The organism is Burkholderia sp. 3C (assembly GCF_054589155.1).
In genome coordinates this window covers 1-19457 of sequence record NZ_BAAILN010000020.1, presented here as the reverse complement: position 1 = coordinate 19457, position 19457 = coordinate 1, and the positions used below count along the sequence as shown (strand labels likewise).

The window sequence follows — 19457 nt, the reverse complement described above, 5'->3', positions numbered from 1 at the left end:
GGCAGAAAGAGCAGGACGCTGCGGTGCCGCCGCCCAAGCCGTCGGAAGAACTGCTCGACCAGCTTGCGAAGGCAAAGCACCTCGATCCGGCAACGGGTTTGCCGCTGTCCACTGCTGTTTCGAAGACATCGTCGGCGGATGCACCGACATCGACGCGCGCACGCCTGCCGATCGGCACGACGGCAAGAGCCGGGGCACGCTGCCCGGAGGGTGGCGTGTGGTGTGCCCAGATTCGTCCGGGGCTTCAGGCCGATACGACGCGGAACTTCAATCGAGGCGATGTCTTTCCGTTGCTCGATATTTACGAACCTCGTCCACTGGCGCTACTCGACAGCGTATTGGGAAAGCGCCGCTATACGACGGACGTGATCTGGAAGCTGATCGCTCATGGAAAAGAGGCGTGATGAAACGATCCGCTTGCGCAAGCGCCTTGGGCTTTCTGCGTACGTCCACCCGCTGGTTAGGCATGGCTTCCTGTCCGGCCAAACAAGACAGAAAGTTAACACCGCGTCGGAAAATCAACAGGCCAAAACACTAATTTCGCAACAGCTTCTTCGATTGTGCGGATGGTCATGCGGCGCGGTTTCCGTTCAGTTCGGTGAAGCGCAGGCGGTTGCCGAACGGGTCCGCCACCGTCAGTTCGCGCCCCCACGCCTGCGCCTCAATGCCGGGCCGCGCGAAGCCATAGCGTTTCGCGATCAGTTCGGCATGCAAAGCGTCGATGCCCTCCATCGGCACGAACACCGTCGAGCCGGGCGTGGCGTCGCCGTGATGCTCGCTCACGTGAAGTTCGAGATCGCCGCGCTTGAGCGCCATGTAAAGCGGCAGGCCCGGCTCGAAGCGGTGTTCCCACAACACCGCGAAGCCGAGGAAGTCGACATAGAACTCGCGGGCCTTGGCCTCGGAGAAACTGCGCAGAACCGGAATCGCGGGATGGATCTTCATCGGGGCCTCGAACGGTGAGAAAGGGGGCGGCGGGCAAGCGATGCATCGTTACGCACTGCTCACATCGTACTGCGTGCATCGCGCCGCGCATCGAACGCCACGCGCCACCGCCCCGCCCTCAAAACCACGCGCTCGCCAACCCGATCAACGCACCCCCACCCAACAGCCACAACGGATGCACCCGCGTGCGCCAGGCCAGCGCCGCGCAGGCGGCCGTGATCCCCCATTGCAGCGCGGTGCCGTTCGAGGCCTGCGAGATCAGCAGCGCGCTGGCCGCCACCAGCCCGGCCGTGACGGGCATCATGCCCTGCTGCACGTAGCGCCGCCACGGCCGGTCGCGAAAGCGCTCCCAGGCGTGCAGCACCAGCATCGTCACCACCGACGACGGCCCGAACTTCGCCAGCGACGCCACCAGCAGCCCCGACCAGCCCGCCACGTGCCAGCCCACCAGCGACACGATCATCATGTTCGGCCCCGGCGCGGCCTGCGCCAACGCGAACAGCGCCGTGAATTCGGAGGCCGGCATCCAGTGATGCACCTCCACCACCTGCCGCTGCATTTCGGGAAGAATCGTGTTGCCGCCGCCGAACGCGAGCAGCGAAAGCTGCGAGAAGATGGCGGCCAATGCGCCCAGCGTGTCGCTCATCGCGCACCTCCCTGCTTGCCGGCCGCGCCGGCCTTGACCTGCATGTGCCCGCGCGAGGCGAGCCAGATGCTGACAGGCGTCAGCACCAGCATGGTGGTCAGCAACGGCAGCCGCACCAGCGCGATCGCCACGAACGCCAGCAGCGCCACGCCGGCCGCGGCCGGCACATGGCGCAGCGGCTTGGCGACCTTGATCGCCATCGCCACCAGCAGTCCCGCCGCCGCCGCGGCCAGGCCGCCGAACAAGTGCTGCACGCGCGGGTCGCCCTGTGTCTTCGCGTAGATCACGCCGAGCCCCACCACCACCAGCGTCGGCCCCGCGATCAGCCCGAGCAACCCGGCCAGCGCGCCCGGCACGCCGCGAAAGCGCATGCCGATCGCCACCGACATGTTGATCACGTTGCCGCCCGGCAGGAACTGGCACAGCCCGAGCAGGTCGGTGAACTCCTCGGGCGTGAGCCAGCGGCGCTCGTCCACCACGGCGCGCCGCACGAACGGCAGCGCGCCGCCGAACGACACCAGCCCGAGGCCGAGAAAACCGAAAAACAGTTCGGCGATGCCGACCGCGCGCGGCGGGGCATCGTGCGTGACGGGTGAAGACATGGGGAATCCTGAATGATGGCAATCGATGCGGCGAGATTACGCCGGTCGGCGGCCTCGGCAAAACGATTTCTCGGCCCGCGCCTTGTGATCTACACTCACAAGCATGACACGCCAACTGCCCCCGTTCCCGGCGCTTCGGGCCTTCGAAGCCGCTGCCCGCCATGAAAGCTTCAGCGCCGCCGGCGACGAACTCCATGTGACTCACGGTGCGATCAGCCGGCAGGTCGCCGCGCTCGAAACCTGGCTCGGCCGGCCGGTGTTCCACCGCCACGGCAAGCGCGTGCGCCTGACCGAGGACGGCCGCCGCTACCTGGCGTCCGTCTCCGACGCGTTCGATCGCATCGCGCTCGCCACCGAGAAGATGCGCGACACCTCGCCCGCCCACGTGCTGCGCATCAACGCGCTGCCCACGCTGGCGATGAAGTGGCTGCTGCCGCGCCTCTCGCGCTTCCAGCGCGACATGCCGAACGTGGAACTGAAGCTGTCCACCTCGAACGCGCCGCTCGACACGCTGGAAGGCCAGTACGACGTGGCGATCCGCACCGGCCCCGGCCGCTGGCCGAACCGCGCGGTGGGGCACTTTCTCGACGAAACGCTGTTGCCGGTCTGCACGCCCGCGCTGCTCGCACGCATGCCGATCGCGCAGCCCGACGATCTGGCGCGTCACGTGCTGCTGCATTCGGATACGCGGCCGAGCGCGTGGCGCGACTGGTTCGCCGCCGCCGACACGCCGATGCGCGGGCGCAAGAAGCAATCGTTCGACCACTTCTATCTGGCGTTGCAGGCCGCGGTGGACGGCCTGGGCGTGGCGCTCGGCCCGCTGCCGCTGATCGACGACGAACTGGCCGGCGGCCGGCTCGTCACGCCGCTCGACGGCCCGCGCATCGCCACCCGCAGCTACTGGTGGATCGCGGCGCGCGACGCGCCGCCGGTGGTCGCGAAGTTCTGCGCGTGGCTCGACGCGCAGGCGTCACGCCATTGAGGAAACCGAAACGAAGCAATCCTGAGCACCCGCTCAGACCACCGGCCCCGGCTCCTTCTCGCGCCGCAGCAGCGCGTACAGGATGATCGCGCCGAACGTGGCGGTGCCGATGCCGCCGAGCGCGAAGCTGCCGAGCTTCAGCGAGAAGTCGCCCGCGCCCAGCACCAGCGTGACGGCCGCCACGATCAGGTTGCGGTTGTCGGAGAAATCCACGCGGTTCACGACCCAGATCCGCGCGCCCGTCACCGCGATCAGCCCGAACACGACGATCGACACGCCGCCCAGCACCGGCCCCGGAATCGTGCGGATCAGCGCGCCGAACTTCGGCGAGAAGCCCAGCCCGATCGCGATCAGCGCGGCCACCGCGAACACCAGCGTCGAATAGATGCGCGTGACGGCCATCACGCCGATGTTCTCGGCGTAGGTGGTCACGCCGGTGCCGCCGGCGCTGCCCGACACCACCGTGGCAAGCGCGTCGCCGAGGAAGGCGCGGCCCACGTAGCGATCGAGGTTGTGGCCCGTCATCGCGCTGACGGCCTTCAGGTGGCCGAGGTTCTCGGCCACCAAAATCACCGCCACCGGCACCAGCAGCAGCATCGCGCGCGGCTCGAACACCGGCGCGGTGAAGCTCGGGATACCGAACCAATCGGCATGCGCCACCACCGCGAAATCGATCGGCTTGCCGAGGCCCATGCCGTTGGTGACGATCGCGTAGATCACATAGGCGATCAAGAGCCCGATCAGGATAAGCAGGCGCTGCATCATGCCGCGCGCGAACACCGCCACGCCGCCCACGCACAACACCGTAACGAGCGCCATGACGCTGTCGAACGTGCTGCCGCTCACGCCCTTCACGGCGATCGGCGCGAGGTTCAGGCCGATCACGGCGACGATCGCGCCGGTCACGACAGGCGGCATCAGCGCCTCGATCCAGCGCGTGCCGATCGCCGACACCACCAGCCCGATCACGCCGTAGGCCACCCCGCAGGCGATGATGCCGCCCAGCGCGACGGGGATGTTGGCATTCATGCCGCTGCCGCCGTAGCCGGTCACGGCGATCACCAGGCCGATGAACGAGAAGCTCGAACCGAGGTAGCTCGGCACCCGGCCGCCCACCACCACGAAGAACAGCAGCGTGCCGATGCCCGACATGAAGATGCAGAGGTTCGGATCGAAACCCATCAGCAGCGGCGCGAGCACGGTCGAACCGAACATCGCCACCACGTGCTGCACGCCCATCGCGACCATCTGCGGCCAGGCCAGCCGCTCGTCGGGCGCCACCACGCCATCGGCGCCGCGCGCCGCGACGCGCCAGCGCGGGAAATAGGAATCGGCCATCGGCGGCTCTCCTCTCGGTTGTCGGTTTCGTGTCGTCATCGCGACATGGGGGACGGCGGCCAGGCACGGCACGCCGGATGCGGATCAGGCGCGAGTGTACGAAGCGGAAACGGGCCTGACAAGCCGGGGAGACTGCGAAGGGGAAACAGCGGGGAACAGCGGAGGAGCAGCGGGAAACGCGGAGAAGCCCGACAAGCACCGCGAGCGGCGCCGGCAACGTTGCCCGGGCCGCCCGCGTGTCGTCGATCAGTTCAGATACTGGAACAGCGAGAGGTTCGCCACCGACGAGAACGCCTTCTGCGCGGCCGTCAGCGCGTTCTGCACCTGCAGCAACTGCGAGATGGCGGTCGGCATGTCGGCTTGCGACAAGTCCGACAGCGCGTTGGTGGTGATCGTCGAGCTGTTGGCGGTGACGGTCTGCATCGCCTTCACCTCGGATTCGCGGCCACCCACCGACGCCTGCACGGTGGTGATGTTGGTCAACGCGTTCTGGATCTTCGCCATGCCGGTGGAGATCGAGTTCTGCAGCGTGGCGTTGGCCGTGGCGTCGCTGCCGGCGGGCTGCTTGAGCGCGGCGATCACCGAATCGAGCGCGCCGAACAGGTCCGTGCCGGCCTGCGGGGCGGGCGTCAGCGAGAACGTGTCGCCAGGCGCCGGCTTGCCCGAAATCACGAGGCTCTGACTGCCGACCGTGATCGCGGTGCCGGCCGTGTACGTCTGCGCCGTGCCGGTGCTCGGCGGCGTGGTGGAGTTGTCGGTCACCGTGTAGGTGGGCGCCGCCGACGTGCCGCCGAACGTGATCGTGAAGTTGTCGTTGTTGGTGGGGTCGCCCGGCTTGCCGGCCGTGACCGTGCCGACCGTGCCCGAGCCGGTGTTGCCCGCGCCGCCGGCAGGCACCGCCACGCTGCCGACCGCCTGCACCGACAGGAACACGTTCACGCCGCTGTCGCCCTGCGACACGCTCTGCGTGTCGGAGATCTGCACGTTGCGCTGGCCGGTGTCGCCCGAGAAGCTCACGCCGCCCGCCGACGAATTGGTGAACGGCTGCGCCGTGCTCTGGAAGCCCGCGAAGATGTAGTTGCCGGCGCCGTCGGTGGTGTTCGCCAGGTTCAGCAGCGTGTCGCGCTGGCCTTGCAGTTGCGCCGCGAGCGCGGCGCGGTCGCTGTCCGACAGCGTGCCGTTGATCGCGTTGCTGAGTTTCGGCACGATCGCGTTCAGCGTGCTGGTCACGCTGCTCAGCGTCGAATCTTCCAGTTGCAGCGCATTGAGCGCGGTCGACTGGTTGGTCGAGTATTGCGACAGCGTGGCCGACGAAGCCGACAGCTGCACGGCCTGCGCGGCCCCCAGCGGATTGTCGGCCGCCGTCAACAGCAGGTTCCCGCTCGCCACCTGCTGATACAGGGTGGAGATCTGGGATTCCTGGTTGTTCATCAACTCGATGTTCTGCGTATAGAACTGCGAAGTCGCGATGCGCATGATGATCGATTCCGTCAGTTGAAGATGCCGAGCAGCGTGGTGAACAGGGTCTGGGCGGTCTGGATGACCTTGGCGTTGGCCTGGTACATCTGCTGGTACTGCACCAGGTTCGCCGCTTCCTCGTTCTGGTTCACGCCCGACACGGATTGCTGTTGGGTGGTGATCTGGCTGACCACGCCGGTCTGCGCGGAGCTGGCCGCACTCAGACGCGCCGCGGTGTTGCCGACGTTGTTGACGTAGCTGCTGTAGGCAGTGGTCAGCGTGGTGGTGCCGCCGTCGAAGGCCTTCGAGGTGGCCAGCGACGACAGCAACTGCGCGTTGCGGCCGTCGTTCGAGGCGCCGCCCGGGGCGATCGTGAACGTGTCGCCGTTGGACGGCGTGTCCGACAGCGTGACCGACACGTTGTTCATGACGCCGGCCGGCGGCGGCTGAACCGTGCTGGTGATGGTCAGCGTCGCGCCCTGGGTCGGGTCGTACGGCACTTGCGTCGTGCCGTCGGCGATCGTCACCGTGGTGGGCGGCGTGGTGCCGATGGTTACCGTGGTGCCTGCCGGGAAGCCCGTCAGCGATTTCGACGCCGAGTTGTAGGTCAGCGTGGTGGTGGACGACGGCATCTGATAGCCCGCCGTGACCGTGCCCTGGGTGATCTTGCCGCTGCCGGTGTTGCTGGCGCTGGCGCTGGCCGTCACCGGGGCGGCGGCGGCGATCGCCGAGCCGTCGGTGGCCGCCACGGCGAAGCCGTTCAGCGCGCCGCGGGTCGGCTCGATGGTGAACGAATCGCCGGCGTTCATGGTGCCGGTGGCCGACAGCTTCAGGCCGCCGAGCGTGGCCGGCAGCGAAGTGGCCGTGCCCACCACGTCGCCCGAGGTCTTGTTCTTGAGCGTGTAGGTAGTGCCGTCGTACGACAGCGTGTAATCGCTGTTCGGCGGCTGCTGGGCGTTGTCGAAGCTGGCCGACAGCACGCCGGTGCCGGTGTTGTTCAGGTTCGTGATGGTGGTGGGCGCGGGCACCGTGAACAGGTTGCCGCCCGGCTTGCCGTTCGCGTCGATGCCGAGCGCGTTCTGCGCGTTGGTCTGCGCGGCGAAGCTGACGGCGATCGCGCCGAGCTGCGCTTCGGCCGGGTCGAGCGTCTGGCTGCGGAACTGTAGCGCGCCGCCGATCGAGCCGCCCGTCACCGTGCTGTCGGCCAGCACCTGCGGCGTGCCGCCGGTGGTCGTCGAACTGCTCTGCACGGCCAGCGACAGCTCGCTCGGGTCCGATGCCGACGGCACCGTGGTCATCTGGTAGCTGGTGTTGCCGAGCACCAGCGGCTGACCGTTGCCGATCGTCACCGTGTAGCTGCCGTCGCTTTGCGTGGTGACCGTCGCGCCCACCAGTTGCGACAGGCTGGCGACCGCCTGGTCGCGCGTGTCGAGCAACTGGTTCGGGGGCTGGCCCGACGAGCCCGCCACCGCGATCTGCTGGTTCAGCAGGGCGATTTGCGAGGTCAGTGCGTTGACCTGGGTGGCCGAGTTCTGCAGTTGCGAGTTGACCTGGGTGCGCAGCGCGTCGAATTGCGCGCCGGCGGAGGACAACTGGGCCGCGAGCGTCTGCCCGGCGCTGAACGCGGTGGCGCGCGTCGCTGCGCTCGCCGCACCGTTGGCGACGTTCTGCAGACCGGTGAAATAGCTGGAGATGGCCGCGCCCACGCCGCCCGTCGGGCTGCCGACGTAGTTGTTCAGCGTGGCGACCAGCGACGAATACGAACTCAGCGCGCTGCCGGTGGTGTTCGCCGCGTTCAGTTGAGCCGACAGGTACTGGCTGTACTGGCGCTGCACCGTGACGGTCGACACGCCGCTCGGCAGATAGCCGCTCGACGTGTACTGGCCATCGGTTTCGGCATACACGGGGCGCTCGACCGAATAGCCGGCGGTCGCCTGGTTGCTGATGTTCTGGCCGGTGACGTTGATACCCCATTGGGCAGCGTTGAGGCCGCTGAGTCCAATGTTCAGGAGATTGTTGGACATGAATGCCGGCCGCGCACGGCCTCCGGGAAAGGGACACCCGGTATAACGGCCGCAGCCGGCGGAAATTGAGGCCGCGCGCGCGAATTTCGGCGGCGGCCCTCGGGCCGGAAAGCGGCGTGCGTCAGCCCCGGGCGAGCTGGCGGCGCTTGACTTCGAGTTGCGTGATCAGACGTTGCAGCGTGTTCTCGGCAGCGCCCGGCAGCGACGCGAAACGGAAGCCCGCCTGATAGCGGCGCACCCCGTTCGGCACGTCGATGCTGCGCATCGACACCAGTTGCAGATCGAGCGACAGCTTGCCGTGCGTGGCCAGGCTCAGTTCGACGTCCGGCAGCGTCACGCCCGGATCGAGCGCGGCCGCGCGTTCGTCGGTGGTGCGCAGGCCGATGCCGCCGAGCGAGATGTTGTCGATCTCGAACGTGAACGAATCGCCGTCGGGCAGCGTGCCGCGCGCGATGTACGGGTCGAGCATCGGCGCATCGACGCGGAAATACTCGCGGCGCTGCACGAAATACAGCACTTCCGGGAACGCCGCGAGAAACGCCGGGCGGCCCTCGTAATCGACCTGGGTGGGCGTGCCGATCGAGAACTCCACACGCACGCCGTCGGGCAGCGCCTCGAACGCGCCGCGCTTGGCGGCCAGCAACTGGGCGTTCTGCGCTTCGAGCGCGCCCCAGTCGAACGTGAACGCGCCGCCGCGCACATCGACGGCGAGAATGCGCGTGACGAGCTGCCCGCCCGCATAGCGGACCGTGAGGAAATCCCCGCGATTCAGCAGATTGCGCAACTGCACGCCAATTTCGAGCGGGTTGCGACGTCCGTAATCGGGAAGGGAATCGTCGTCCTCCGACGTGGCGGTCTGTGCTTCGGTGTTCATGGTGTTGGCTTGCCGGATGTCATCTTCTGCCTGGCGCCGGCTTGCCCGGTCGCACGGAGTGCCGGCGGCATGCACGGCCGCGGCTTGCTCGACGCGGACCTCGAACGGCCCGCAGCGTCAGCGCAGAGTGTAGATCGAAATCGTTCGTAATTCTTTGGCTAAAAGTAAATTCAACAGGAGATATACCTGAAAACGCGTAGAAAATGTTGCCGAATTACCAATAAATTAAGGGTTAACCCTCGGTCAATTGTGCATTCACGTTGCGTGCCGCGACATAAAGCGCCAGCACGTTGCGCGCTTTACACGATTTGACGCAATATCGAGATCAATTTTTTGGCGTAATGCGGGTCGGTCGCATAACCGGCGCGCTGCATGCCGTTCGCAAAGCCTTCCGGCGTGCTCGCCGTGTTCAGCACCCCGGCGTAACGCGGGTTGCTCTTCAGCATCGTGGCGTAGTCGGTCATCGCGTGCTGGTACGAATCGTAGGCACGGAACTGCGCCACCACGCGATGCGGCTGGCCGTTCACGTATTCGGTCGTGACGGCCGACACGGTGCGCCCGGTCCAGTTCTTGGTCGCCTTGATGCCGAACACGTTGTAGCTCGACTGGCCGTCGCGGCCGCGAATCTCGCGCTTGCCCCAGCCCGATTCGAGCGCGGCCTGGCCGACGATGAAGCGCGCCGGAATGCCGGTGGCGGCGCTGGCCGCCTGCGCCGCATCGGCCACCTTGCCGACGAAATGGTCCTGATCCGGCGACGCGCCGTTGCCCTTGACGGGCGGCGTCAGCGCGCTCTCGGCCGAATAGCCGTTGCCGCCGAAATGGTTGTTGGCGCGCGCGCTGGCCAGCGCCTGCGCCAGCGCATTGCTGCCCGCGAGGCCGCCCTCGTCGTCGCCCATCGCGTTCATCGCGGCGCTCATGCCGCCCGCGCCCGCCGCGCCGCCGGCCGCACCGCCCTGCGCGCCGCCGAGGTTCTCGTTGCGCATCAGTTGCTTCATCAGCGCGTCGGCCACGCCGATGCCGTGCTTGGCCATCTGCTGCGAGAGCTGCTGGTCGAGCATCGAGGTGTAGAGCTTCGAGGTGTTCGAGTCGAACACGCCGTCCTGCGGCGTGGCATCGCGCATGCTCTTGAGCATCATCTGCGCGAACATCGCGTCGAACTGGGTGGCGACCTGCTTGAGCCCGGTGCCGGGCGACGCGTTCGCCTGCTGGCGCATCGCGTCGAAGCCCTGCAGGTCGAGCGCGAAGCGCTGGGTCAGGTCGGCGGAATTGGCATTCGGAAGATTGGCCATCAGATGATCTCCAGGTCGGCCCGCAGCGAGCCGGCGGCCTTCATGGCCTGCAGGATCGACATCAGGTCGGCCGGTGTCGCGCCGAGCGAGTTCAGCGCCTTGACCACGTCGGCGAGATTCGCGCCGGCGGTCACCATGCGCAGCGCGCCGTTATCCTGCTTGAGCTGGATCTGCGACTGCTGCGCCACCACGGTTTGTCCATTCGAGAACGCGCCCGGCTGCGACACCACCGGTTGCGTGTTGACCACCACCGACAGATTGCCGTGCGCGACCGCGCAGCTTTGCAGCGTGACCATCTGGTTCATCACGATCGAGCCGGTGCGCGCGTTGAGGATGACCTTGGCGGCCGCGCGATCGGGGCTGACCTCGAGGCTCTGCAGGCGGGCCATGAAGGCCACCTGCTGCGCCGGATCGGACGGCGCGGTCAGTTGAATCGTGCGGCCGTCGAGCGCGGTGGCGATGCCGGGGCCGAAGCTCGAATTGACCGCCGTGACGATGCGCTCGGCGGTGCCGTAATCCATGTCGTTCAGTTGCAGTTGCAGCATGCCGTTCATCTGCGCCAGCGCGTTCGGCACCGAGCGCTCGACGATCGCGCCGCTGGCGATGCGGCCGGCCGCGAGCTGGTTGACCTGCACGCGGCTGCCGTTGGCGCTCGCGCCCGCGCCGCCCACCGCCATGTTGCCCTGCGCCAGCGCGTACACCTGGCCGTCTGCGCCCTTCAGCGGCGTCAGCAGCAGCGTGCCGCCGCGCAGGCTCTTGGCGTTGCCGAGCGACGATACGGTCACGTCGATCGCCTCGCCCGGCCGCGCGAACGGCGGCAGCGTGCCGGTCACCATCACGGCCGCGACGTTCTTGAGCTGGAGGTTCGACAGCGAGGCCGCGCCGCCCGTCGAGGTGCCGTTGTTGATCGAGATGCCGAGGTTCGCGAGCATGTTCGCGAGCGTCTGCGTGGTGAACGGCGTCTGGGTGGTCTGGTCGCCCGTGCCGTCGAGGCCCACCACCAGGCCATAGCCGATCAGCGGGTTGTCGCGCACGCCCTGGATCTGCACCAGATCCTTGAGGCGTTCGGCATGCGCCGGCCGAGCCGGCAGCAGCAGCATCGCGCAGGCCAGCGCCACCAGCGCGAGCCAGGCCAGATAAGGCAGGCGCGCCAGGCGCGGGGCGCGCGGCTGGGATGAAAAACGGAGGTTGGAACGGCGGGGCATCGGGGTCACCACGGCGCGACGTTGAGGAAGAAACGCTGCAGCCAGCCCATCGTTTCGGCTTCGTTGATGTAGCCCTTCGCCGAGTATTCGATGCGCGCGTCGGCCACCTGGGTCGAGAACACCGAGTTGGCACCCGAAATCGAGGTGGGATTGACCACGCCCGAGAAGCGCACGTATTCGTTGCCCTGGTTGATCAGCATCTGCTTCTCGCCGCTGACCATCAGGTTGCCGTTCGGCAGCACGTTGGTGACGGTCACGGTGATCGTGCCGCTGAACGTGTTGGCGGCGGTCGCGCCGCCCGTCGCGGTGAACTTGTTGCTGCCGGTGGCCGACAGGTTCGCCTTGTTGAACAGGCCGCCCATGAAGCCGGCGGTCGGCACGTTGAAGTCGGTGCTGCCGCCGCGGTTGGCGTTGGCGCCCGACGACTTGGTGGCGTTTACGTTCTCGGCAATCATGATGGTCAGGATGTCGCCCACGTTGCGCGGCCGCTGATCCTCGAACAGCGGCCGGCCCGCGTAACCCGGGTTGAAGATCGAGCCGGGGGCCTGCATCTGCGGCGGCACGGGCGGCACCGCCGTCATCGGCTGTTGCGTGAGCGGCGGGTGCGGAATCTGCGCACAGCCGGTACACACGGCCAGGACGGCGAGTGCGGCAAAACGGAAAGGGCGAACCTGCTTCATGACAACCTGCCGTGCTCGTTAACTCTTCATCTGCGTGACGGTCTGCAGCATCTGGTCGGACGTCGTCACGGCCTTGCTGTTGATCTCGTAGGCGCGTTGGGTCTGGATCATGTTGACCAGTTCCTGCACCACGTTCACGTTCGAGGATTCCACATAGCCCTGGTTCAGCGAACCGGCGCCGTTCAGGCCCGGCGTCGTGACGTTCGGCACGCCCGACGACGAGGTTTCGGCGAACAGGTTCTGGCCGAGCGCCTGCAGGCCTTCCGGGTTGATGAAGGTTGCGACCTGCATCGCGCCGATCTGCGTCGAGGTGGCGTTGCCCGGCTGCGTGACCGTGACCACGCCGTCCGAGCCGATCGTGATCGAGGTGGCCGTCTGCGGCACCGTGATGCCCGGCAGCACCTGATAGCCGCTCGACGTGACGAGCTGGCCCTGCGCGTTGGTGTGGAACGAGCCGTCGCGCGTGTAGGCGTTGGTGCCGTCCGGCATCAGGACCTGGAAGAAGCCCTGGCCGTTGATCGCGACGTCGCGCGAGTTGCCGGTTTGCTGCAGGTTGCCCTGCGTGTAGAGGCGCTCGGTGGCGACCTGCTGCACGCCGGTGCCGAGCTGCAGGCCCGACGGCAGTTCGGTCTGCTGGGTCGAGTTCGCACCGGGCTGACGCACGGTTTGATACAGCAGATCCTCGAACACTGCGCGCGAGCCCTTGAAGCCGTTGGTGCTCACGTTCGCGAGGTTGTTCGAGATCACGTCCATCTGCGCCTGCTGCGCATTCATGCCGGTCGCGGCGATGTAAAGAGAGCGGTTCACTGTGATTCTCCTGGAGACGCCGCGTTCAGCTGAAAGTGAGGATCTGGTTGGCCGACTGTTCGTTCTGGTCGGCGCTCTTGATCAGGTTCGTCTGCAACTGGAAGGCCCGCGCGTTGTCGAGCATCGACACCATCGCGCTGACCGGATTGACGTTGCTGCCTTCGAGCGATTCCGCCGCCACCTGCACGGTCGGGTCGGGATCGGCCGGATTGCCGTCGCTGGTGCGGAACAGGCCGTCGTCGCCGCGCGTCATGGTGTTCGGGTCCGGGTTGACCAGCTTGAGCTGATCGACCATCGCCACGGCCTGCGGCGGGTCGCCGGCGGCCAGCACCGACACCGTGCCGTCCACGCCGATCGTCACCTTGGCGTTCGGCGGCACGGCGATCGGGCCGCCCTGGCCGAGCACCGGCAGGTTCGAGGCGTTCACCAGCTGGCCGTTCTCGTCCACGTGCAGGTTGCCGGCGCGCGTGTAGGCCTCGCTGCCGTCCTTGGCCAGCACCGACAGCCAGCCCGGGCCTTCCACCGCCACGTCCAGCGGATTGCCGGTGCGCGTGATGGGGCCGGCCGAGTAGTCGGCGCCCGGCGTCGAGCTGAGCACGAAGGTGCGGGTGGTATCCGGGTTGCTGGCCTCGCCGAAATTCATCGGCACGGCCCGGTAGGTCGCGAGTTGCGCGCGAAAGCCCGTCGTCGACGTGTTCGCGAGGTTGTTCGCGATCGTGGACTGCTGGTCGAGGGCCTGGCCCGCGCCCGTCATCGCTGTATAAATCAGTCGGTCCATGGTCGTCCGTCAGGAAATCGCGCGCCGCGCGTTACAGATTGATCAGCGTCTGATCGACGGTCTGCTGGGTCTTGATCGTCTGCGCGTTCGCCTGGTAATCGCGTTGCGCCGTGATCAGGTTCACCAGTTCGCCGGTCAGGTCGGTGGTCGACGCTTCCGTCGTGCCGCCCTTCAGCGAGCCGTGGTTGGTGGTGCCCGCCACGCCGATCTGCGGCACGCCCGAGGCGGTCGTCTGGATGTACTGGTTGCCGCCGACGCTGGTCAGCCCGTTCGGGTTGTTGAAGTTGACCACCACCACCTGGCCCAGCGTCATCGTCTTGCCGTTCGAGTAGATGCCGCTGACGGTGCCGTCCGTGCCGACCGAGTACGAGGTCAGCGAGCCGGTCGGGAAGCCGTCGGCCACCAGGTTCGACGAGGCGCTCTTGCTGGTCGAGAACTGCGTCGAGGTCGACAGGTCCAGCGAGATCGCCTGCGGCGTCACTGCGCCCGTGCTGTTCGGCACGCTCAGCGAGAACTTGCCGAGCGAGGTCGTGGCCGCGCCGGTGGCGGCGCTGGTCGAGCTGACCAGCTTGCCCGAGCTGTCGAACGTCATCGAACCGATGTCGGTCGGCGTGGTGTTGTCGGCGCCCGCGTACACCTCCCAGGTGCCCGTGGTGGTCGACTTCACGAAGTACAGGTTGACGTTCTGCTGGTTGCCGAGCGAATCGTACGTTTGCACCGGCTGGCGCAGCGTGTAGCTGGTCGAATCGGTGTAGTTGAACGGCGTGGTGGTTTGCGTCGTGTCGGTCTGGCTCAGGTTGAACTGGCCCGTGATCGCGGTGGACGCCTGCGGGGAGATGTTGCCCTGCGGCGCCGACAGCGGCTTCAGCGAGGCGGTGTTGATGGTGCCGTCGGCGTTCACGCCGTAGCCCATCAGGTTCGCGCCGGCCGAGTTGACGATGTTGCCGTTCGCGTCGGCGTGGAACTCGCCGTCACGCGTGTAGGTGGTGGTGCCGTTGCTGCTGACCTGGAAGAAGCCGTTGCCCGAGATCGCCATGTCGAGCGGATTCTGCGTGCTCGTCAGCGAGCCCTGCTGGAACACCTGCGCGACCGCCGCGAGCTGCGTGCCGATACCGATGCCGTTCGCAACCGCGGTCGACACCGAGTTCGCGTACAAATCCGAAAACTGCGCCGTGGCGGCCTTGAAGCCGACCGTGTTCGCATTGGCGATGTTGTTGCCGATCACGTCGAGATCGTTCGACGCACCTTGCAAACCGCTCAAACCCTGTTGGTAACCCATGTTGGTCTCCGTCGGCCTGTGGCCGGATCAATCGATTAGGAAGAAGCGTTCGAGTCTTTCGACGAATCCGAGCCGCTGGAGCCGGAACCCGAACCGCTCGAAGCCGAGGACGACGCCGACGGGAAGATCGCGCCGATGTCGGACAGGCCGACGGTCGAGCCGTTCGACAGCGCCAGGCCTGCCGAACCGTCGGCCTGGCGAACCACGCCCTGCACCTGGGCCACCGTCATGGTGGTGGCGTTGGCGGTGGCGCCGGTCGAATCCGTGTACGTCGCGCTGATCGTGTAGGCGCCATCGGCCAGCGGCGCTCCGGTCGAATCGGTCGGCGTCCAGGTCAGCGGCACCGTGCCGGCCGACTGCGCGCCTTCGTTGACGGTGTTGACCACCTTGCCGGTCGAATCCTTGACCGTGATGGTCAGGTTCGAGGCCGCGGTCGTCAGTTGCACGCCGAACGCCGTGGTGGCGCCGCCGGACACGTTCAGCGTGCTGCCCGGGGCGAGCACGTTCGAGCCGACCAGCAGGGCGGCCTGGGTCGACTGACCGGCCGTGATCTGCGACGACAGCGAGGTCAGCGACGAATTGAGCTGGGCGATGCCGCTCACCGTGTTGATCTGCGCGAGCTGCGAGGTCATCTGCGAGCTGTCGACCGGGCTCGTCGGGTCCTGGTTCTGCAACTGGGTGACCAGCAGCGTCAGGAACGTCTGTTGCAGATCCGCCGCCGACGTGCCCGTCGAGTTGGCGTTCATGGTGTCGGTCGGCGTGTTCGTGACGGTCGTGCCGCTGCCGCTGATGGGGGTACTCATGTCCGGGTTGCCTTTCGCGAATGCGCTCGCGGATCGCTATGTCAGTTACGGGATTACGCGGAGAGCGTCGGCCTTCAGGTGCCGATCGTTAAAGTCTTCAACATCAATTGCTTGGCGGTGTTCAGCGTCTCGACGTTGGCCTGGTACGAGCGCGAGGCCGAGATCATGTTCACCATTTCCTGCACCGGGTCGACGTTCGGCAGCGTCACGTAGCCGTTCGCGTCGGCCGTCGGGTTCGACGGGTCGTAGCTGGTCTTCATCGGCGTCGGATCGTCGATCACCTGCTTGACCTGCACGCCGCCCACGCCCTGCCCCGAGCCGGTGCGCGCGCCGCCGATCGGCTGGGTCTCGAACACCACCTGCTTGGCGCGGTACGGCTTGCCGTCCGGGCCGGTCACGCTGTCCGCGTTCGCCAGGTTCGATGCGGTCACGTTCAGGCGCTGGGATTCGGCGGACATCGCCGAACCGGCGACGTCGAAGATATTCATCAGCGAAGGCATGGGAGTTCCTCGTGTGCGGCTTGGGTGACGGGCGGCGGGCGGCGGGTTAGCTGCCCGACTGGATCGCAGCGAGCATCGCCTTGATCTGGCCGGTGACCGCCGTCATCCCGGCCTGGTAATGAATGGTGTTGTCGGCGAACTGCACGCGTTCCGCGTCGAGATCCACCGTGTTGCCGTCCAGCGACGGCTGGCGCGGGATGCGGTACGACACGCGGCCGTAGTCGTCGCTCGGGCCGCCGGTGGCGCTCAGGGTGGTCTTGCCGCTCATGTGGCCGGCCTCGGTGGACACCAGCGTCATGCCGCTCGTCACGCCGGCCGGTTGCGTCATCGGCAGCCGCGACGCGTTGTCAGCGCCGGCCTGGCCGCTCTGGTGCGACAGCGCGCGGCCCAGCGCCGCGCCGAAATTGACGTCGCGGGCCTGATAGCCCGGCGTGTCGGCATTGGCGATGTTCGACGACAGCAGTTCCTGCCGGTACGCGCGCACGTCGAGCGCCTGGCGATTGAACGCGAATTCGGAATCGAGTTTGTCCAGCATCGGGCATTCCTCCATCGGAAGCGGGGCGGCGTCCCGTCGCCACGACGCGCAGGACGCGGCAGGCACAGAGACGCTTTTCGATGACATGCATCGTAGGCGCGAGACGCAAGCGGCAATCGGACGAATAACCGGCAAAGCCCCCCTCTATTCATCGTTTGTCGGATGGACCGTCTCCCTAGAATGCGATCCGTACCAACGGTTTTCAGGAGGCGGCGATGGCGACAGCATCTGGCCGTGTGCGCGGATTCGGCGTACGCGCCGCACGCCGCATGGCGGCCGCGCTCGGCCTGGCCGTGTTGCTGCCGGCCGCCGCGCTGGCCCAGACGGCCGGCAGCGACGGGATGATCGTGATCCCGGGCCGCGGCGAATCGGCCGAAGCGGCGCTGTCGAACGCCACCGCGCACGGCATCGCCAACCCGACGCCGCGCGGCCCGTCGAGCCTGAACGCCTACAGTTCGGCCGACTTGCGCAACGCTTACGGCGGCGGCAGCGCCGCCTCGGGCGGCGCGCCGTCGCACGACATCGTATTGAGCGGCGATCCGAACGCCGCGACCGGCGTGGTGACGGGCGGCAACGCCGCGATGCGCGCAGCCGCCACGGCGCCGATGGCCGAGCCGCCGTTGTATCCCGACAACCGCGCCGCCATGCCGCAGGCGAGCCCGGCCGCCGCGCAATCGGCCACTCAATCGGCCGCGCCGAACGCTCAGGCCGGTTACGCGGCCGGTTATGCCGCCGGCATCGCGGCCGCCCGTCGCGCGGCGGCGGCCTCCGCGCTGCAAACCGCCCCGGCGGCACCTACCGCACCCACGCCTGCGCCGACCTCGGTCAAATCCGGTTACCAGCCCGCCGTCTATCGCGCGCCCGCCGTGCCGGCCCCGTCGGCCGCCGCCCGCGCGCAGCAGGTCGCCCCGGTGGTCGCGCAGGACGCGCCGCCCGCCACGAACGCGATGCGTTATGCCCGGCCGGGCATCCTGCGCGTGTCGGCGCACCCGTCCGCCGTGCCGGTCTCACCCGCGGCACCCGCCGAAACCGGGGCCGCGCAGCAAGCCGCAGCGCCGGTCGCCGACGGCCAGCAGGACCCGGAGGCGATCCGCCAGGCCGCGCTCGCGTTCCTGCGCCAGCAGACCGCCGGCCTGCCCGGCAAGGCGACCGTCACCGTCTCGCCGGCGTTCCCGCGCGGGCTGGCGGCCTGCACGACGCTCGAACCGTTTCTGCCGCCCGGCGCGCGTCTGTGGGGCCGCACCACGGTCGGCGTGCGCTGCGCCGGTGCGAAACCGTGGACGCTGTTCCTGCAATCGAAGATCACGGTGCAGGGCACCTATTACGTGGCCGCCCGCGCGCTGGCGCCCGGCGACGTGCTGACGGCGGCCGACCTGACGCCGCGCGACGGCGACCTGACCATGCTGCCGCTGGCGATCGTCACCGATCCGTCACAGGCAGTCGGCGGCACCGCCCTGATGCGCGTGGCACTCGGGCTGCCGCTGCGCCAGGACATGCTGCGCAGCGCCTCGGCGGTCAGCATCGGCCAGACCGTGCGCGTGGTGGTGGCGGGTCATGGGTTTTCGATTTCGTCGGAAGGCAGTGTGCTGAACAATGCGGGGCCAGGTCAGCAGGTGCGGGTGCGGATGGCCGAGGGGCAGATCGTGATGGGGGTGGTGAAGGACTCGGGGACGGTCGAGATTCCTTTATGATGGCGGCTCGGCCGAGGCAGCCGGAAAGATTGCAAAGTTTTGTTTCTGAAAGCCTTTACTGAGGATCGAGCGCTAAAGTTCGGCCCTGCGATGCCGTTATCTCGCTCAAATCGTTCAGGAAAGCCCATCGTGAAAATCGATTCCTCCTCCGCCTCCAATGTCCGCCCGGCGTCCACCGACGCCGCTTCGTCGCGCACGCAGGCCAGCGCCGCCGCTCCGGCCGCGCCCGCCGCGACCGACACGGCCTCCGCCAGCAGCGACGCCAACGTGAACCTGTCGTCCCTGTCGACCAACCTGCAATCCCTCGCGGCGTCCGGCTCGTCCGACATCGACACCGCGAAAGTCCAGTCGATCCGCGACGCGATCAGCAACGGTTCGCTGTCGATCGACACCGGCAAGATCGCCGACGGCATCCTGCAGACGGCGAGCGAACTGTTGCGCACGCCGCCCCAGCTCGGCTGACCGGCCGGCGGTGGGCGACGGCAATCGGCGCGCGGATGGTCCGCACGTCGGCGTTTTGAGCGAGACGCAATGAAAGAAGCACTGTTGGCGACGATCAACGACGAACACGCGACGGTCGAGGCTTTCGCGTCGCTGCTCGCCTACGAGCAACAGGCGTTGACGGCGGCGTCGCCGGCCGAAGCGCTGCCCGGCATCATCGAGCGCAAGACCGAGTTGGTCGAACGCCTCGCCACGCTGGAAAAGCTGCGCGATACCCAGCTCGTGGCCCTCGGCTATCCGGCCGGCCGCGCCGGCATCGACGCCGCCTCGGAGCGCGACCCGAGCGTCGCGAGCCGCTGGCGCCTGCTGCGCGACGCCACCGAGCGCGTACGTCACGCCAATCTGAACAACGGCATGCTGATCCGCATCCGCATGGATTACAACGAGCGCACCCTGCAGGTGCTGCGCGCGCAACCGCCGCGCGCGGGCCTGTACGGCCCGGACGGCCGCGTCTCGGCGCCGGTTCGCTGAATCCGATTCGCTGAAATGACCGCCGGCGCGGGCAGCCTGGGCTGCCCGC

Annotated in this window: 21 protein-coding genes; 5 read left to right on the top strand and 16 right to left on the bottom strand. The window is 67.7% G+C overall.

All coding sequences use genetic code 11. The features are described from left to right. On the top strand, window positions 1–404 hold a 404-nt coding region (locus tag ACYP33_RS02990), incomplete at its 5' end, for a DUF6396 domain-containing protein (protein WP_459619618.1). 166 nt (window positions 405–570) lie between these two features. On the opposite strand, the gene ACYP33_RS02985 is transcribed toward ACYP33_RS02990, so the two are convergent. From ACYP33_RS02985 to ACYP33_RS02975, 3 genes are all read right to left on the bottom strand, one after another. Continuing rightward, on the bottom strand, window positions 571–945 hold the full coding sequence (locus ACYP33_RS02985) for a glyoxalase superfamily protein (protein ID WP_459619616.1): 375 nt from the start codon (window positions 943–945) through the stop codon (window positions 571–573). Between the two features lie 118 nt (window positions 946–1063). Beyond that, a complete protein-coding gene (locus ACYP33_RS02980; RefSeq protein ID WP_414443330.1) occupies window positions 1064–1591 on the bottom strand; it encodes a chromate transporter in 528 nt (175 codons plus the stop codon). After that, complete coding sequence (locus ACYP33_RS02975) at window positions 1588–2193, bottom strand: chromate transporter (protein ID WP_459619614.1); 606 nt, start codon at window positions 2191–2193, stop codon at window positions 1588–1590. The genes ACYP33_RS02980 and ACYP33_RS02975 overlap by 4 nt, the downstream gene beginning before the upstream one ends. Before the next feature lie 103 nt (window positions 2194–2296). Here ACYP33_RS02975 and ACYP33_RS02970 point away from each other — a divergent pair, with 103 nt between their 5' ends. Further along, window positions 2297–3175, top strand: coding sequence for a transcriptional regulator GcvA (locus ACYP33_RS02970; protein ID WP_414443332.1), 879 nt, complete (start codon window positions 2297–2299; stop codon window positions 3173–3175). Window positions 3176–3208: 33 nt separating this feature from the next. Here the strand turns inward: ACYP33_RS02970 and ACYP33_RS02965 are convergent, their stop codons facing one another. From ACYP33_RS02965 to flgB, 13 genes are all read right to left on the bottom strand, one after another. Then, a complete protein-coding gene (locus ACYP33_RS02965; protein ID WP_459619612.1) occupies window positions 3209–4513 on the bottom strand; it encodes a solute carrier family 23 protein in 1305 nt (434 codons plus the stop codon). Between the two features lie 246 nt (window positions 4514–4759). Next, window positions 4760–5989, bottom strand: coding sequence for a flagellar hook-associated protein FlgL (flgL, locus tag ACYP33_RS02960; protein ID WP_414450801.1), 1230 nt, complete (start codon window positions 5987–5989; stop codon window positions 4760–4762). Between the two features lie 14 nt (window positions 5990–6003). Continuing rightward, window positions 6004–7995 (bottom strand): flagellar hook-associated protein FlgK, encoded by a 1992-nt coding sequence (gene flgK, locus ACYP33_RS02955; RefSeq protein WP_414443335.1) that lies wholly within the window; start codon window positions 7993–7995, stop codon window positions 6004–6006. Between the two features lie 121 nt (window positions 7996–8116). Beyond that, window positions 8117–8869, bottom strand: coding sequence for a flagellar brake protein (locus tag ACYP33_RS02950; protein WP_414450800.1), 753 nt, complete (start codon window positions 8867–8869; stop codon window positions 8117–8119). 299 nt (window positions 8870–9168) lie between these two features. Continuing rightward, window positions 9169–10158 (bottom strand): flagellar assembly peptidoglycan hydrolase FlgJ, encoded by a 990-nt coding sequence (flgJ, locus tag ACYP33_RS02945; protein ID WP_414443337.1) that lies wholly within the window; start codon window positions 10156–10158, stop codon window positions 9169–9171. Continuing rightward, complete coding sequence (locus ACYP33_RS02940) at window positions 10158–11363, bottom strand: flagellar basal body P-ring protein FlgI (RefSeq protein ID WP_414450799.1); 1206 nt, start codon at window positions 11361–11363, stop codon at window positions 10158–10160. The genes flgJ and ACYP33_RS02940 overlap by 1 nt, the downstream gene beginning before the upstream one ends. Window positions 11364–11368: 5 nt before the next feature. Further along, a complete protein-coding gene (flgH, locus tag ACYP33_RS02935) occupies window positions 11369–12043 on the bottom strand; it encodes a flagellar basal body L-ring protein FlgH (RefSeq protein ID WP_414443339.1) in 675 nt (224 codons plus the stop codon). A gap of 18 nt (window positions 12044–12061) precedes the next feature. Further along, window positions 12062–12850 (bottom strand): flagellar basal-body rod protein FlgG, encoded by a 789-nt coding sequence (flgG, locus tag ACYP33_RS02930; RefSeq protein ID WP_414443340.1) that lies wholly within the window; start codon window positions 12848–12850, stop codon window positions 12062–12064. Between the two features lie 25 nt (window positions 12851–12875). Next, window positions 12876–13628 carry a flagellar basal-body rod protein FlgF gene (gene flgF / locus ACYP33_RS02925; protein ID WP_414443341.1) on the bottom strand — a complete coding sequence of 251 codons (753 nt, stop codon included), beginning with the start codon at window positions 13626–13628 and terminating at the stop codon, window positions 12876–12878. A 31-nt stretch (window positions 13629–13659) separates the two neighbouring features. After that, window positions 13660–14907 (bottom strand): flagellar hook protein FlgE, encoded by a 1248-nt coding sequence (flgE, locus tag ACYP33_RS02920; RefSeq protein ID WP_414450798.1) that lies wholly within the window; start codon window positions 14905–14907, stop codon window positions 13660–13662. Between the two features lie 35 nt (window positions 14908–14942). After that, on the bottom strand, window positions 14943–15710 hold the full coding sequence (locus tag ACYP33_RS02915) for a flagellar hook assembly protein FlgD (protein ID WP_414443343.1): 768 nt from the start codon (window positions 15708–15710) through the stop codon (window positions 14943–14945). Window positions 15711–15784: 74 nt separating this feature from the next. Beyond that, complete coding sequence (gene flgC / locus ACYP33_RS02910; RefSeq protein WP_414443344.1) at window positions 15785–16210, bottom strand: flagellar basal body rod protein FlgC; 426 nt, start codon at window positions 16208–16210, stop codon at window positions 15785–15787. Between the two features lie 46 nt (window positions 16211–16256). Further along, on the bottom strand, window positions 16257–16745 hold the full coding sequence (gene flgB, locus ACYP33_RS02905; protein ID WP_414443345.1) for a flagellar basal body rod protein FlgB: 489 nt from the start codon (window positions 16743–16745) through the stop codon (window positions 16257–16259). Window positions 16746–16960: 215 nt separating this feature from the next. On the opposite strand from flgB, the gene flgA reads away from it, so the two are divergent. From flgA to ACYP33_RS02890, 3 genes are all read left to right on the top strand, one after another. Continuing rightward, window positions 16961–18436, top strand: a complete 1476-nt coding sequence (gene flgA, locus ACYP33_RS02900; RefSeq protein ID WP_459619607.1) for a flagellar basal body P-ring formation chaperone FlgA — start codon at window positions 16961–16963, stop codon at window positions 18434–18436. A gap of 129 nt (window positions 18437–18565) precedes the next feature. Further along, a complete protein-coding gene (flgM, locus tag ACYP33_RS02895) occupies window positions 18566–18898 on the top strand; it encodes a flagellar biosynthesis anti-sigma factor FlgM (RefSeq protein WP_414443347.1) in 333 nt (110 codons plus the stop codon). 69 nt (window positions 18899–18967) lie between these two features. After that, the gene (locus tag ACYP33_RS02890; RefSeq protein ID WP_414443348.1) at window positions 18968–19408 is read left to right on the top strand and encodes a flagella synthesis protein FlgN; all 441 of its coding nucleotides are present in this window, start codon (window positions 18968–18970) and stop codon (window positions 19406–19408) included. Window positions 19409–19457: the final 49 nt, after the last annotated feature.

Bases quoted from the DNA above. Each gene is read 5' to 3' on its own strand.
- flgJ (WP_414443337.1), bottom strand. From the start codon at position 10,158: ATGGCCAATCTTCCGAATGCCAATTCCGCCGACCTGACCCAGCGCTTC.
- flgK (WP_414443335.1), bottom strand. From the start codon at position 7,995: ATGTCCAACAATCTCCTGAACATTGGACTCAGCGGCCTCAACGCTGCC.
- ACYP33_RS02890 (WP_414443348.1), top strand. From the start codon at position 18,968: ATGAAAGAAGCACTGTTGGCGACGATCAACGACGAACACGCGACGGTC.
- flgB (WP_414443345.1), bottom strand. From the start codon at position 16,745: ATGCTGGACAAACTCGATTCCGAATTCGCGTTCAATCGCCAGGCGCTC.
- ACYP33_RS02950 (WP_414450800.1), bottom strand. From the start codon at position 8,869: ATGAACACCGAAGCACAGACCGCCACGTCGGAGGACGACGATTCCCTT.
- ACYP33_RS02940 (WP_414450799.1), bottom strand. From the start codon at position 11,363: ATGCCCCGCCGTTCCAACCTCCGTTTTTCATCCCAGCCGCGCGCCCCG.
- ACYP33_RS02970 (WP_414443332.1), top strand. From the start codon at position 2,297: ATGACACGCCAACTGCCCCCGTTCCCGGCGCTTCGGGCCTTCGAAGCC.
- ACYP33_RS02980 (WP_414443330.1), bottom strand. From the start codon at position 1,591: ATGAGCGACACGCTGGGCGCATTGGCCGCCATCTTCTCGCAGCTTTCG.
- flgF (WP_414443341.1), bottom strand. From the start codon at position 13,628: ATGGACCGACTGATTTATACAGCGATGACGGGCGCGGGCCAGGCCCTC.
- flgA (WP_459619607.1), top strand. From the start codon at position 16,961: ATGGCGACAGCATCTGGCCGTGTGCGCGGATTCGGCGTACGCGCCGCA.
- flgC (WP_414443344.1), bottom strand. From the start codon at position 16,210: ATGCCTTCGCTGATGAATATCTTCGACGTCGCCGGTTCGGCGATGTCC.
- ACYP33_RS02915 (WP_414443343.1), bottom strand. From the start codon at position 15,710: ATGAGTACCCCCATCAGCGGCAGCGGCACGACCGTCACGAACACGCCG.
- flgL (WP_414450801.1), bottom strand. From the start codon at position 5,989: ATGCGCATCGCGACTTCGCAGTTCTATACGCAGAACATCGAGTTGATG.
- flgH (WP_414443339.1), bottom strand. From the start codon at position 12,043: ATGAAGCAGGTTCGCCCTTTCCGTTTTGCCGCACTCGCCGTCCTGGCC.
- ACYP33_RS02975 (WP_459619614.1), bottom strand. From the start codon at position 2,193: ATGTCTTCACCCGTCACGCACGATGCCCCGCCGCGCGCGGTCGGCATC.
- flgE (WP_414450798.1), bottom strand. From the start codon at position 14,907: ATGGGTTACCAACAGGGTTTGAGCGGTTTGCAAGGTGCGTCGAACGAT.
- ACYP33_RS02985 (WP_459619616.1), bottom strand. From the start codon at position 945: ATGAAGATCCATCCCGCGATTCCGGTTCTGCGCAGTTTCTCCGAGGCC.
- ACYP33_RS02965 (WP_459619612.1), bottom strand. From the start codon at position 4,513: ATGGCCGATTCCTATTTCCCGCGCTGGCGCGTCGCGGCGCGCGGCGCC.